This is a genomic window from Laceyella putida, from assembly GCF_042665195.1.
Lineage (GTDB): Bacteria > Bacillota > Bacilli > Thermoactinomycetales > Thermoactinomycetaceae > Laceyella > Laceyella putida.
Window position 1 is genome coordinate 163,717 of the sequence record NZ_JBHTBW010000006.1, and the last position, 14,328, is coordinate 178,044.

A 14,328-nucleotide genomic window follows, 5' to 3' on the forward strand; every position below is an offset into this window, starting at 1 on the left:
TGTTCTTCAGGGTTGAAGTCAGTTGCGTTTCAAGTCGTCCATCTTTACCGCTTTGCCCGTTTCAGCCGCTTGTTGGCAGGCAACAACGAGGCTGAGCGCTTGACGTCCGGCTTCCCCGTCCACGATCGGGGTACGGTCTTCGCGAATGGCGTCACACATATCCTGAATGATGCATTGGTGCCCCGGAATGCCAAAGGGATCTTGTTCCACGCGTTGTTTGGCAATCTCCGCTTCTTCTTCCTCCATCCCTTCGAAGACCCAATGCTTGATCCAGTTTGCTGTCGGTCCCCCGATGATCGCCGTTCCTTTCTCACCGAAGATCGACAACGACTCTTCCAGGTTTTTGGGGTAGATGGTGACGGCCGCTTCCAACACGCCCAAGGCCCCGTTTTTAAAGCGGATCACCGATACGGAGGTGTCTTCCGCCTCGATGTCGCGAATCCGTGTGGCGGCATAGGAGGATACCTCATCCACTTCCCCCATCATCCACAATAAGAGGTCCATATTGTGAATCGCTTGGTTCATCAGCACGCCGCCATCCATCGCCTTGGTGCCACGCCACGGCGCTTGGTCATAGTATGCCTGATTCCGATTCCAACGCACTGTCGCATTGGCATGACCGATTTTGCCAAAAGCCCCACTATCCAGTTGACGACGAAGTTCCACAACGGCGGGACGGAAACGGTTGGGATGGACAACAGCCATTTTCACTCCGTTTTTCTCGCATGCGTCGATCATCATATCGGCATCTTCCAAGGTTAAAGCCATTGGCTTTTCCACAATGACATGTTTTTTCGCTTCCGCCACTTGAACCGTCAATTTGGCATGGAGACCGCTTGGGGTACAAATCGACACCACATCGACATCTGATTTCAGCATGTCAGCGAGATCGGTATAACTGGCTACACCATCTCGGGCAAACTCCTTCAAACGCTCCTCATTGGTATCGCAAATCGCCGCCAACTCCGCTCCTTCTACCGCATCAATGGCGGCTACGTGTTTTTTGGCGATGTGGCCGCAGCCCACAATTCCAAAGCGTATCACAAATCTCCCTCTTTTCTGCTTAAGTTCATCTATCAAACATTTGAATATGATTAATGTTTTATTTACTCCAAACAAGTATGTTACAGGAACATTACAAACCTATCATCAACTGTAACATAGTTGAAATTTTTTGGGTATCCCCACTCCCAAAAAGTCATAAAAGTTTTACGTTCTCCCAATCCGGCGTCGCCGAAACGGGGATTGGCAGGGATGACAAGCTAAGCATGATCATTTATATCAAAAGTGGTTGATGGGCGTCGCCCTGGCCATTACACCAACCCCATCCATTTGGATTTAGCCCTCATGCCGTTTCAGCACTTGCGCATAAACGGCTTTGATGTTCTCGGCGTTTTGCTCCCACGTCAACTTGCGGGACGCCTCTAATGCTTGTTTGCCCATGGTGTCGATGAACGATTCATTTTCCAACAGAATTTTGCGCAGCGCCTTGGTTATTTCGGCAACGTTTTGCGACTCGGCCAACAATCCCGTGCGCCCGTCTTGCAAGATTTCGCGGATGCCCCCGACATCGGTCGCCACCATGGCTCGTCCGCATCCCATCGTTTCCAACAGGATCGACGGCAAGCCTTCACTTAAGCTGGTCAGTGCCACGACATCGGCACTGTTGATCCAGACCGGAATCTCTTCATAGGGTTTTCTACCCAAAAAAGTGACGCGATTCCCCAAGCCGAGCTGTTCCGCCTGTTGCACCAATTCAGAACGAAGCGGCCCTTCCCCGATCAAATATAAGTGCACTTCTTCACTTTCCGAAGCAATCGTCTTAAACGATTCCAACAGATACGGAATCCCTTTCACTTGATATAGATTGCCGACGAACAAAACGTTTTTTCCCGCCGGGGGCAATCCCAATTTTTCGCGTGCCGCCTGTTTCTCCATCGGTTTGAACCGTGTGGGGTCAAATCCGTTATAGACGGTGGCTGTCGATACCCCGGCAGTCATCCGGTCCACTTCCTGCCGCGCTCGCTCACTCACCGCAATGACAAAATCATTGCCGCGAAGCGCTTGTTCCGTGCGTTCATGTACCTTCCTGTTCCGCTTGGGATAAAGCATGATGTCCGATCCATGAACCGTACTTACCACAGGCACGGCAAACGTTTGCTTCAACAAGCTTCCCGCATAGCCATCCGGGTAGATCGTGTGGCAGTGAATCAATTCAAACGGGAATTCGCGATAAATGGATGGCAAGACCTTGCGAAGCGCATTCACATATAGCGTTCCGTATCGGGAGAAGAAAAACCCTCCCGGAAACATCCATGTAGGAACATAATGGACGGGAATTCCATCCAATTCCGTATGTGCCGGCAGTTGGCGGTACCCTTGCCATTTGCGGTACAAGGGGAAATATGGCACCGGTACGACAACCCGCACATCGACACCCGCTCGCTTCAACGCTTTTGTTTGGTTATGCACGAAAATGCCGGCCATCGGATTGACTTGATTTGGATACATGTGGGAAATCACCAATACACGGGTGCCCATCGTGATCACATCCTTTAACAGCGAGGATAGGAACTTTTTCCTGCCGACCATCATCTATAGATTGCACGAAACCGGTAGATAATAAAGTCATCTACCGTTCGGGGGAGATCAATCATGAAAAGACAAAAAATGGCCAGCGATTCTTACAATTCCATGTTGGGTATATTTAATGGGCTGCTGATCAGCATACCCGTATGGGGATTGTTGTATTTTCTCCTGCGCATGTTTCACTTGTGGAGTTGGTAACATGAGAAGGAAGGTCCTTCAGCTGGACCTTCCTTCTCTATGTATTGATTTATGAAATGGCAAACATCAATTCCCCTTCAGCCACCACTTTATCGCCTACGCGCGCAACCCCTTTTCCTTTGCCGACGCTTCCTCTCAAGCGGATCATTTCCACTTCAAGCGTCAACGTATCGCCGGGCTTCACCTGTTCACGGAAGCGGACATTGTCAATGCCCGCGAAAAAGGCCAGTTTCCCTTTGTTCTCTTCCAAGCCCAAGACGATGACGGCACCCACTTGCGCCAAGGCCTCGATGATCAGAACCCCCGGCATCACAGGATAGTCTGGAAAGTGACCTTGAAAAAAGGATTCATTCACAGTGACATTTTTGATTCCCACCGCACGTTTTCCCGGATCACACTCCACGATTTGATCCACCAGCAAAAAGGGGTAACGGTGAGGGATAATTTCTTGAATCTGTTTCACATCTAGTTTCATCACTTTGTTCTCCCTTCAATTTAAACGATTCCGGCTCTGACCATTTTTCCTCATTATAGCGAATCGCATACTAAAAAACCATGTTGACATAGAAACGAATTCAGGGCGGATTCATGACAATCCGTTTCCCATTTTTAGTGTGACGCCCTATGAAAAAAGCCGTGTAGAGGGTTTCCCTACACGGCTGGGATGATTTCAACTAGACAGTCCCACAACTCAGATGGACGGCTCCAACTCCATTTCCCGCTCAGCCACACTTTCGACGGCACGGGCCACTTCCACATGCACTTTGGGATCGAGCGGATGGGGCACCAGCTCTCCCGGTGTCGTGCAATCAGCGATCGCTTGCGCCGCCGCCACCAGCATCGGATGGGAAATCTGCGTTGCCCCCGCATTTAATACCCCGCGGAAAATGCCCGGGAATCCCAACACGTTGTTGACAGAGCGCCCATCAGCGGCAAACGCGGCGCCGGCCTTCACCGCCTCTTCCGGCGTGATCTCTGGCTTGGGATTGGACAAGGCCAAAATCACTTGCCCTTTGCGGATCATCTCCGGCTTGATCAAACCCGGAACACCCGTGGTCGCAATGACAATATCACAACGTTCCATCAATTCTTCCATTGAATGAAGCGGTGTGCCACCGTAACTCTTCAACCGCTCGAGCGCGGCCTCTTGGCGATCCACCCCGCACATCTCTTTCACGCCATAGGCCATAAACATCCGACAAATCGCCAGGCCTGCCGCTCCCAAACCGATTTGGCCCACCACCGCATCTTTCAGATTGACATCCGTTGATCGGCAAGCGGAGATGACCGCGGCCAACGTCACGACCGCCGTGCCATGTTGGTCATCATGCATTACGGGAATGGGCAGTTCCTCTTTTAACCGTTCTTCGATCTCAAAGCAATGCGGCGATCCGATATCTTCCAGCAAAATGCCGCCAAAGCCCTGGTGGATGTGTTTGATCGTGCTTACGACTTCATCCGGATCACTTGTATTCAACAAGATGGGAATCCCGCTAATGCCCGCAAAACGGTCAAATAAAGCCGCTTTCCCTTCCATTACCGGCATCCCCGCCACAGAGCCGATATTGCCCAAGCCCAAAATGGCGGTCCCATCGGTCACAATCGCCACCGTATTTCCGATACTTGTATAATAACGCGCCTTTTCAGGATCTTCCTGAATCACCCGACACACATCGGCAACTCCCGGCGTATAAACGCGACGCAAATCAGACAGAGAACGGATATCCATCCGGCTGACCATGCGGATCTTCCCGCCCTCATGCGCCCGCAGCACATCGTCCGATACGGCATGGACGTAAATCCCATTTTCCAAAGATTGAATCGATTCAATAACAGCATCCAACTGTTCCGTACTCTCACAGTGAACAGTAATATCTCTAACGGTGGATAAGGGGCCGATTTTAATGGTGGTTATGTCCCCAATATCCCCACCGGCTTTACCGATCGCTGTGGTCACTTTTCCAAGATTCCCCGGTTTGGACGGGGTTTCCACTATAATGGTTCTAATGATATTGCGTACAGTCATCTGTGCACCCCCCAATTGTTAATCATACATAATCTAACCGCATAAAAAAAGAATCGGTCTATTTTTACCGATTCTTTATCCACTCATTCACGGTAAACCACCCGCAACTGGATCAAATAAATCAACGACGTGACATAAGACAAGATAATAACAGACCAGAGAAAGGCTTGCGCCTGGGCAAGATCCAACATGAGCATAAATAAAGCGAGATAAAATAGAACCGTCGTCAGCTTGCCAAAAAAGTTGGCCGGCAGGGTCTTTTTTCCTCGAAGGTGGAAGATGGCCGAGTATACGATCATAGCCACATCCCGCAAGAAGATGGCGAGCGCCGCGCCTACGCTGATTTTGCCTGAAATGAGCAAAGACAGGAATACGGCCAGCATCATCAGCTTATCCGCTAGCGGGTCTAACATGACTCCCAACTGGGTAATCTGTTGCGTTTTGCGGGCCAAATAGCCATCCACCACATCCGTTAAACCAGCGAGAAGGATAATCCCAAGTGCCCAAAACATACGCCCTGCCATATCGGAAAAGTACACGGCCAAATAAGTCGGTATCAAGAAAAACCGCACCATGGTTAATAAATTGGGCAAATTCAATCTGGGTCCCTCCTCACACATCCAAATAAATAAAGAAAAGTCCCCGCTCCAAAAATAAAACGGGTTACTTACTAAAGAGTAATTGATAGATATGCTCCCACATATTCATATCAAAGACGTCACCAGCCGGTTGGTTACCGATCACCGCATGGCCCACCATCAAGCCGACAATCAACACCACAATCAGCGTGACAGGCAACCAAGCGATTTTCACGACGGTCATCCAAACCGGACGCCCCTCCAAGGCAACATCCTGTTCTTCCAATTCTTCTTCTCTATATTTCCCACCTTTTCTCTCTTCCGAACCACTTTCTGCAAAATTCGTGATTGGTTCTCGGTCATCCTCATCCGCCATCGCGATATCTTTCGAGAAATCAACGGTGTAGGAAGGCTGTTTATATTGAATCTCAGGTTCTTTATCCGTTTCGCTACTCGGTGTCAATGAGTACTCTTTAAAGTCAATGGGAGTCAATGTGTCTTCAAGAGAAAGGTTGCGTTCCGCTTGACCAGATGGGGAATGACTGGTCTGGACCGGCTCGTCCATTTCAGACCCGTCTTCTTGATCGGCAGCGGAAGAAAGGGGATTCACTTGAGCAATCGGACGAATCAATGGCTTCTTCTTATTCTGATCCTCATCACGATTTGAATCCTCGGCATGGCTCTTGTCTAAGCAAAGATGCGTGTCTTGTTCCTCTTCTTCATCTTTGCTCCACTTCAGCAACCCCACCGGCAAGGTATCTTTGGTGTCTTTGGTTTCCTTGCTCTCTTTCTCTTTGGGTTCCGGTTGCTGAGTTGCTTCGGTCAACGAGCTTTTTGCCTCTTCCCGCTGCGTAGGATTGGTTTGATCCCACTTTTTGTCTTGGTTTTTATCTGGGTAACTCATCTGCATTCCTCTCCAAGGCTTACTTCTCCAATTTGTTTGAAAAAAGCTCGTCCAATCAAATCATGTCTCGTACTATTCATAATTGAATATATCGTAACTATGAACATAAGTCTATACTTACCCTGTATAGGGTTGGTACTTTACAGAAGGCTAGCACCGGAAGAAGAGAGTGTAAGAGGTGATCAATACTTATACAAAGAATATTATGTCATGCTACCGGTGCTACTACCCGTGTAAAATTTAAACTTTCATTGAAACTTCTTGCCGTTCAGGCTGTGTCTTCCGCTTATATTTAATCTTTGTCGCTTCGCCTCCTCTAATGTGTCGGATCGACTTATGGTATTCCAGTATTTCTTTCACCTGATTAGCCAAGTCAGGATTAATCTCAGGCAAGCGCTCCGTCAAATCTTTATGAACCGTACTTTTGGACACCCCGAATTCTTTGGCGATCATCCTCACCGTATTTCTGGTTTCCACAAAATAATGTCCGATCTTAATGGTTCTTTCCTTAATATAATCATGCACCCGCCCGCGCCCCCCTTCGTCATGTTTTGCTACATTATATTGATTGGCGCGATGGGTTATTCTTTGTGAACAAGCCTAGACAAGCATAAACAAGCTTTTTTTTTGGATAAACTATGACAAGACTGCCAAACGATGACATTATCATGTCACAAACAAATGGAATAACCGGCTTTTGCAAACAAAAAAAGACACCCTTCTCACGAAGGATGCCTTGGAGTCGTTATTTTGCTTGCGGCAGATATTGAGCCGGGTTGATCGCCTGATGGTCCCGTCCACGAACCTCAAAGTGCAAGTGGATACCCGCTTCTTTTTCAAACAGATTGCGACCCGCTTTGCCGATCACCTGGCCTTTTTTCACTGTTTGCCCTTTTTTCACCTGCACATCCGCCAAGCTCTGGTACACGGTCGTGATGCCGCTTTCATGCTCGATTTCTATTTGATAGCCCACCACGGGATGTTCCTCGACGCGAATGACTTTCCCTTCCAATGCGGCAACGACTTCAAAGCTTTTTCCATCCTTGCGGGCGAAATCCATTCCAGCGTGGGGCCAATACGTATTTGCATATTCAACCAAAGCCGCTTCCCGATCGGACTTGGAATTAGCTTCATCATAAAAGCCCATCGTTTTGACAGCGGTGGAGTTTTTGGCGACGGGCAACGCCATGTCGTCATCGGTGGGGTTGGTTGGAATCTCTTCTTTGGGCAAAGAAGCAGGAATCATTTTGGTTGTTTGCGCCACATCGTGACTTCCATGTTCTTGGTACCACCAGGCAATTGTTAGAATCAGTGCTCCCGCTCCGAGATAAACCGCGGGAAAAAACCATTTTTTCGCAAAAAGTCTTTTCCATTTTAACCGTTTTTGTACTTTTTCCAGCGACGTTACTGTTTTATTTGGTTCCTCAGGTTTCATACTTCTATCACCTCAGGAACCATTCTGGACAGCCCTTTTCCATTTTATACCCAAGTTGGTAAATGTTTTGTAAATTCGAGGATTTGTTTTGACATCACATGGATAAAGGAAGTGAACCATGAATCCGTTTATGCCTGATCTCGTCTACTTTGAACCGGATGCCCTTTCCTATCCGCTGGGGCAAGAGTTGCATCGGAAATTCAGCAAACTGGGAACGCCCATCGAAATGACCCGTTCACACAATCGGATTACCGGCCTTCCCGGTTCATCGGAACTGGAAAAATACAGGATCGCCAAACGCACTCTTGTTGTCGGTGTCCGCAAAACATTGAAGTTTGACACCTCCAAACCGTCGGCAGAGTATGCCATTCCGTTGGCAACAGGCTGCATGGGCCATTGCCACTACTGCTATTTGCAAACAACTCTCGGTAATCGGCCATATATCCGGGTATATGTTAATCTGGACGAAATTTTCGCCCAAGCGGAGAAGTACATCAAAGAACGGGCACCGGAAATCACCCGGTTTGAGGCGTCCTGCACCTCCGACCCGGTGGGAATTGAACATTTGACCGGTTCCCTAAAAAAAACGATTGAGTTCATGGCTACACAGCCTTTGGCCCAACTGCGCTTTGTGACGAAATTTGCCCATGTGGATTCGTTATTGGATGCGGACCATCGTGGCCATACCCGGTTTCGATTCAGTGTGAACGCCGATTATGTCGTCAAACAATTTGAACCGGCCACCTCGCCTTTGGCTGATCGCATCGAAGCCGCCAAAAAAGTGAGCAAAGCCGGATTCCCGCTTGGTTTCATCATTGCCCCCATCATGATTTTTGACGGTTGGGAAGAACAATACGAAGCCTTGCTTCGTCAATTGGCGGAAGCCCTGCCACCCGGAAGGCAAGAATTAACCTTTGAGCTGATCACCCACCGCTATACCGCGACGGCCAAACGGCTGATTGAAGAACGGTATCCCAAAACCAAGCTTGAGATGAATGAAGAAGAGCGAAAGAAAAAATGGGGCCGCTATGGCCGGGTGAAGTATGTGTATCAGGATGAGCAGATGAACGCGATTAAAGAGAAACTCCCCCGTTGGATCGCATCCTATTTTCCTGAAGCGGTCATCAGTTACATCACTTAATCACCCAGGGAACGAGAAGGATTCTCGCTCCCTGCTCTGTCTTAAGTTCATTCACCAACCAAGGGCTTTACCTTCTGAAGTGAAAGACCCATCATGACGTTCTCTTGGGAGTTGTCTCTATTGATCAAGGCGGCTGATCTCAACGCCTCGATAATAATGCTTGATGATTTCATCTACCGACTTCCCTTGTTCCGCCATCAGGTTGGCGCCCCACTGGCTCATTCCCACCCCATGGCCATAACCCTTCGTTGTCACGATTACTTGCTCGTCCGTCAGTTGCAAATGAAAATCGGATGAAGGGAGATTCAAGGCTTCCCGCACTTCTCTACCCTTAAACACTTGTCCGCCAATGCGAATCTGATCGATCCGTCCGCCTTGGGTTTGGCTGAGGACGATGAACGGCTTTTCTCCACCCGTTTCAAATGCCGCCTCAGTCAGCCGCTTGCCTGTAAAATCCTCCAATTGTTTCAAAAACAAACCACGTTTTAGGCTAACCCGCCCGATGTACTTCGGCGATAACTGATCCCAAGAGGAATCCACGCTGCGCAGATACGGATATTTCTCCTTGAAATAATCCTCCGAGTTTTCGGTGCGGCCATTGCTCGTCGAAAAGAAGGCCGCATAGATCGGCTTTCCCTGGTAGGTAATGATTTGCCCCGCCGTCGCACGCACCGCCTGGGCCACTCTCCTCTTGTAATTGCCATAGTTGTATCCCCATTTTTCCCGCAGTGCGGCATCCGTGACAAAGGCCTGATGTTGCACCGTATCCGTTACATGGGCCCCTTGCGCTTGCGGACCCCATTCTTTGACATCCACCACTCGCTTATTTAACAACCGGCCCACCACATACGTGCGCGCCGCCAACGCTTGCGCCTTTAACGCCTCTGGATGGAATTGCGCCGGCATTTCAGCGGCAACCACCCCTTCGATATAGGATTCCAGAGGCAGTCCAACCACCCGTTTCTCTTTGCTCAAATAGACGCGCACCTTTAACCTGCTTTGTCCCGCCAAACCCATCTCCATCTTCCCCGCCCCATCCCCGTCAGACGCGCCAAAGGATACAAGCAGCGCGGGAATCCCCACGATCACGACCAGCAATCCCGCTATGCCGATGAGCACTCCCTTTGAACCCATAACCGCCATCCTTTCCCTCGTGATCTCCTAACGCAAGCTGCGATATTGGGAGAACCGCCATACTACGATGCCCTTGCGCCAAACGATTCCGACTCATTTTACCTGTCGCAACAGACTACGCTACTAATCTATGAAAAAGGAAGGCTCGTTTAGAACTAGATGACAGAAAACCAACCGAGAATCCGAGGCATTGCCCAATAAAAACTCGGCTGGTGGCCCGTTTGTCCGCACACAAAAAGGCGATGCCCCTTGGGGGGGGGCATCGCCTTTTCCATTCATTTAGGCAAATGATTTTTGATGCACACGGACTTCTTCGTTTTCTTCCACACGCACACGGGTAATATCGGCACCCAAGGCACGCAGCTTCCCGACGATATCCACATAGCCGCGATCCACATGGTGCAATTCAGTCAGTTCCGTTACGCCGTCAGCTACTAAGCCCGCCAAGATCAACGAGGCACCCGCACGCAAATCAGTCGCCTTGACTTGTGCGCCCGACAGGGGATGGCCCCCTTCAATGATCGCCGTACGTCCGTCAATTTTGATGTGCGCGTTCATCCGTTTGAATTCTTCCACGTGCATAAAGCGATTTTCAAAGACGGTTTCCGTCAACAAGCTGTTTCCATCCGCCGTCAACAGGAGGGCCATCATCTGGGACTGCATGTCAGTCGGGAACCCGGGGTATGGCAATGTCTTCACGTCCACTGGTTTGAGTTTCCCTTCCGCCCGAACATGGATGCCGTTTTCCCCATCCAACACATGCACACCCATTTCCCGCATCTTGGCAATGAGCGGCACCAAGTGATCGGAGATCGCTCCCTCCACAAATACTTCTCCACGCGTGATCGCCGCCGCCACCATATAGGTACCCGCCTCGATCCGGTCCGGGATCACGGTGTATTCAGTCCCGCGCAGGATGTCAACGCCATCGATGCGGATTTCGTCCGTTCCGGCGCCGCGCACTTTGGCTCCCATCGCATTGAGGAAGTTGGCCAAGTCGACAATCTCCGGCTCACATGCCGCATTTTCAATGACGGTGCGACCTTCTGCCAATGCGGCCGCCATCATGATGTTTTGGGTCGCTCCCACACTTGGGAAGTCCAGATAAATGGTCGCGCCTTTCAACCGATCTGCCACACGCCCTTCGATATAGCCTTGCCCCGTTTCAAATTGCACTCCCATCGCTTCAAAGCCCTTTAAGTGCAGATCAATGGGGCGGCTACCGATTGCGCAACCGCCTGGTAACGGGATGCGCGCATGTTTTTTCCGTGCCAAGAGCGGTCCCATCACCAGCACGGATGCTCTCATTTTGCGCATCAATTCATATGGGGCTTCCGTGGAGGTGACTTTCTCCGCATTGATGGTGACGGTATCGTCTTTCAATTCCACCTGAATGCCCAGGCGCTTCATCATCTGGGTAATCGTCTTGACGTCCTCCAGCATTGGAACGTCTAAGATGGTGATATCCCCGCGGGAAGCCAGCAAGGAAGCGGCGATTAGAGGGAGAACCGCGTTTTTCGCTCCATGTACCTTCACTCTTCCTTTTAAGCGTGCTCCACCTTGAACAATGATCTTTTCCAACATTCTTCCCCCCGTTTTTTTAGTATTCTATAGTAATGATGGGCGTTCCGATTGTCAGGACAACCGCGCGAGCTTCCGAATCCATCCGCGCAGCCACTTGCAGGTTCATCATGCCGCCACCGGTTTCAATGCCCCCTGGCAACATCGATGATAGCGCAGACAAGCTCACCGTATGGTCTGTTCGCATCCCTTCGACTTCCCGCGCCCGCAAAAGTGTCAACACCTTTTGCGCATGGTTTGCCAACCCGGTCGTCACATTCATCGTTCTGCCTCGAATCGAAAAGTGATAATCCGCTATTATTCCGTATGATTGCAATAATCTTGTGCAACGTTTCTTCATTTCAAAAAAGGATTGTGTCGGAACCCCTCGTCCCATCAATTGAAGTGAAACATATGGGGTGACATGACTATGTTCAAGTCTATCATGAATCACGATGAATTTGATTGCTATGTTTGATTGCCGCTGATCACTTGCGGTGTATTTTACTCCATCCCGATCGACGATCTTTTTCACTTTCCCTGTGCCTAGTTCATTCCAAAGTTGATACACCCACCGTTCCAACTGTTGCGGTTGAACGGGTTGCTTGGTTCGCCCCCCATGGTGCAACACATAGGTTTCCGGTTGGATCTTCAGTGTGCGCATAGCCGCGACCAACGGCTGTTCCGGTTCGGCGGGTTGCATTTGGGCCCCTTGCAACATAAACGATAACCAAATCCATATGCTCAGCTCGAATAGGCGAAATTTTTTCATTGTCAACCTCTCCCACGAATTCCTACTATTCCCATTGTTTGCATTCGTGGCAGAGATTATACTTTATGAACCTTTATTGAAGCAGGGTACCCACCAACCGCGACCAACCGAGATAATCGATGACAAATGAAGCCAATCCGTGTCCCAATACAATGGAAATGACCACGATCAAAAGCCTCGCTTGCATCACCTGGTTGGGCCGGATGAGGACATCCCAACGAATCCCCATCAGAATCCACCAACAAAACACGATACTGCCAAGAGAGATCAAAATATTAACAAGCGAATCCATCGCAAGTTGCGTTGCTCCATTCATCATATGCACACTCCCTAGCACAGGTTCTGCACATGGTAACATGGTACAAAAAAACGACCCGAATAGCAAAGGATTTTTTATTACAAGATGGCAACAATAGAATACCCCGTTTTTGATCGCTTTGAAAACGGGGTATTCTTAGGATGAACTAAATTTTTACTTTTGCATGCCGTTGGTTGCCAGGGAAAGGCCGGAAGTCCAATCCCATTTGCTGATGGCCGTCAAGAGTGGCTCCGGAAACAATCCCAAGCCAATCGTTCCACCCACTCCCAGCAAAATGACGACCACGGCCACCCATGGAACCGCCACTTTGGCCTCGGAACAGGGCGGACGGAAATACATCTGGCGCACAATGCCAAAGTAATAATAATAAGACACAATCGTCGTTAAAATCATGACCGCCGCCAACCATTTTTGGCTGCTGACAAAGGCGCTGGTAATCAAATAGAATTTACCGAAAAACCCTGCGGTCAGAGGCAGTCCCGCGAGTGAGATCAGGAACAGGGTCATGGCCGCCGCCAACCAAGGCGAACGCCGATGCAATCCCGCAAACGCGCTGATCTCTTCATTGCCCCGTTCCTTGCTGACGCATTCAATCACCACAAAAGCCCCCAGCGTCATAAACAGATACGCGACCAGATAAAACAACAAGCTGGGGAAAAGGTCAAACGGCACCAGGCCGACGGTGGCAAACGGGACAATGAGATAACCCGCTTGCGCGACGCTGGAATAAGCCATCAAGCGCTTGGCGTTCGTTTGCTTTAAGGCGATGGTGTTTCCCAGGATCATCGACAAGGCCGCGACAATCATGAACAACCTTGAGACGACCTCCATCCAGCTTTGATCTCCCATCAACGGGCTGTATGCGATGAGAAGAATCCGGATGATAAAAGCCAATGCGGCCGTTTTCGATACGATGGCCAAGAAGGCCGCAATCGGAGTGGAGGCGCCTTGGTAAACGTCTGGTGCCCACGTATGGAACGGCGCGACTGCGATCTTAAACCCGAATCCCACCATCATCAAGAAGAGGGAAAGGTAGATATATAGGCTTCCTTGACCGCTTAATCCTTCGGCGAAGCGTTGGTTGATTTCAAACAGGTTCGTGCTGCCCGTCATCCCATAGACAAAAGACATTCCGTACAGGATGAAGGCGGAGGAGACGCCCCCCAACACCACGTATTTCCAAGCCGCTTCATTGGGCTGCACCCGCTCTTTGCGAATCCCCACCAAGATGTAGGAAGAAAGGCTTAATAGCTCCAGGCCCACAAACAAGGTGATTAAATCGGCGGAGGAAACCATCACCATCCCCCCAAGCAAGGCCGTCAGAAGAAGGTAGTAGTATTCGCCTTCCCTCGTTTTCCATTCTTCTTCTCCCTGCATCAGCGAGAAAAGGAAGACTCCCGCGGTTCCGGCAAGCAAAATCTCCTTAAACATCAAGCTGAACGAGTCAATGCGGTACGTGTCCGCCAATATCTGATAAGGTTTATGCCCAAAGCTCACCGCAACGCAAAAGCCAGCCACCGCGACCGCCACCAAGCCGAGCCAACCGATCCATTTGCGTGAAGTTGACTCCTTCAGAAGCAAATCGATGATGGAGAGGAGGGCCGCGGCAGAGACAATCACCCATTCGGGTGCCATCACCCTCAAATCAAAATCGAGCAAGATTTGTTCCATG

The 14,328-nt window shown here is 49.9% G+C and carries 15 protein-coding genes; 2 read left to right on the plus strand and 13 right to left on the minus strand.

Annotation, left to right across the window (positions count from 1 at the left end; translation table 11 throughout):
* Window positions 1-18: 18 nt before the first annotated feature.
* Together ACFQNG_RS02495 and ACFQNG_RS02500 are read right to left on the minus strand one after the other, a co-directional pair.
* Entirely contained in the window at window positions 19-1,044 is a 1,026-nt protein-coding gene (locus tag ACFQNG_RS02495; RefSeq protein ID WP_379863245.1) for a Gfo/Idh/MocA family protein, read from the minus strand.
* A 294-nt stretch (window positions 1,045-1,338) separates the two neighbouring features.
* A complete protein-coding gene (locus ACFQNG_RS02500; RefSeq protein WP_379863246.1) occupies window positions 1,339-2,541 on the minus strand; it encodes a glycosyltransferase family 4 protein in 1,203 nt (400 codons plus the stop codon).
* Window positions 2,542-2,655: 114 nt separating this feature from the next.
* Here ACFQNG_RS02500 and ACFQNG_RS02505 point away from each other — a divergent pair, with 114 nt between their 5' ends.
* Entirely contained in the window at window positions 2,656-2,787 is a 132-nt protein-coding gene (locus ACFQNG_RS02505; protein WP_379863247.1) for a hypothetical protein, read from the plus strand.
* A 49-nt stretch (window positions 2,788-2,836) separates the two neighbouring features.
* Here ACFQNG_RS02505 and fabZ read toward each other — a convergent pair whose 3' ends face one another.
* From fabZ to ACFQNG_RS02535, 6 genes are all read right to left on the minus strand, one after another.
* The gene (gene fabZ, locus ACFQNG_RS02510) at window positions 2,837-3,262 is read right to left on the minus strand and encodes a 3-hydroxyacyl-ACP dehydratase FabZ (RefSeq protein WP_379863248.1); all 426 of its coding nucleotides are present in this window, start codon (window positions 3,260-3,262) and stop codon (window positions 2,837-2,839) included.
* A 216-nt stretch (window positions 3,263-3,478) separates the two neighbouring features.
* Window positions 3,479-4,813, minus strand: a complete 1,335-nt coding sequence (locus ACFQNG_RS02515; RefSeq protein ID WP_379863249.1) for an NAD-dependent malic enzyme — start codon at window positions 4,811-4,813, stop codon at window positions 3,479-3,481.
* Between the two features lie 83 nt (window positions 4,814-4,896).
* Entirely contained in the window at window positions 4,897-5,412 is a 516-nt protein-coding gene (locus tag ACFQNG_RS02520; protein WP_379863250.1) for a CDP-alcohol phosphatidyltransferase family protein, read from the minus strand.
* A gap of 64 nt (window positions 5,413-5,476) precedes the next feature.
* A complete protein-coding gene (locus ACFQNG_RS02525) occupies window positions 5,477-6,295 on the minus strand; it encodes a DNA-directed RNA polymerase subunit beta (protein WP_379863251.1) in 819 nt (272 codons plus the stop codon).
* 240 nt (window positions 6,296-6,535) lie between these two features.
* Window positions 6,536-6,820, minus strand: a complete 285-nt coding sequence (gene spoIIID / locus ACFQNG_RS02530; protein ID WP_379863252.1) for a sporulation transcriptional regulator SpoIIID — start codon at window positions 6,818-6,820, stop codon at window positions 6,536-6,538.
* A 220-nt stretch (window positions 6,821-7,040) separates the two neighbouring features.
* A complete protein-coding gene (locus tag ACFQNG_RS02535) occupies window positions 7,041-7,730 on the minus strand; it encodes a peptidoglycan DD-metalloendopeptidase family protein (RefSeq protein WP_379863253.1) in 690 nt (229 codons plus the stop codon).
* Between the two features lie 118 nt (window positions 7,731-7,848).
* Here ACFQNG_RS02535 and splB point away from each other — a divergent pair, with 118 nt between their 5' ends.
* The gene (gene splB, locus ACFQNG_RS02540; RefSeq protein WP_379863254.1) at window positions 7,849-8,871 is read left to right on the plus strand and encodes a spore photoproduct lyase; all 1,023 of its coding nucleotides are present in this window, start codon (window positions 7,849-7,851) and stop codon (window positions 8,869-8,871) included.
* Window positions 8,872-8,988: 117 nt separating this feature from the next.
* Here the strand turns inward: splB and spoIID are convergent, their stop codons facing one another.
* The 5 genes from spoIID to ACFQNG_RS02565 form a co-directional block, all read right to left on the minus strand.
* Window positions 8,989-10,005 (minus strand): stage II sporulation protein D, encoded by a 1,017-nt coding sequence (gene spoIID / locus ACFQNG_RS02545; protein ID WP_379863255.1) that lies wholly within the window; start codon window positions 10,003-10,005, stop codon window positions 8,989-8,991.
* A gap of 279 nt (window positions 10,006-10,284) precedes the next feature.
* Window positions 10,285-11,586 carry a UDP-N-acetylglucosamine 1-carboxyvinyltransferase gene (gene murA / locus ACFQNG_RS02550; protein ID WP_379863256.1) on the minus strand — a complete coding sequence of 434 codons (1,302 nt, stop codon included), beginning with the start codon at window positions 11,584-11,586 and terminating at the stop codon, window positions 10,285-10,287.
* A 19-nt stretch (window positions 11,587-11,605) separates the two neighbouring features.
* Entirely contained in the window at window positions 11,606-12,337 is a 732-nt protein-coding gene (locus ACFQNG_RS02555; RefSeq protein WP_379863257.1) for a YwmB family TATA-box binding protein, read from the minus strand.
* Between the two features lie 73 nt (window positions 12,338-12,410).
* Window positions 12,411-12,653, minus strand: a complete 243-nt coding sequence (locus ACFQNG_RS02560) for a DUF1146 family protein (protein WP_379863258.1) — start codon at window positions 12,651-12,653, stop codon at window positions 12,411-12,413.
* Between the two features lie 156 nt (window positions 12,654-12,809).
* Entirely contained in the window at window positions 12,810-14,327 is a 1,518-nt protein-coding gene (locus ACFQNG_RS02565; RefSeq protein WP_379863259.1) for an NADH-quinone oxidoreductase subunit N, read from the minus strand.
* Window position 14,328 lies beyond the last annotated feature (1 nt).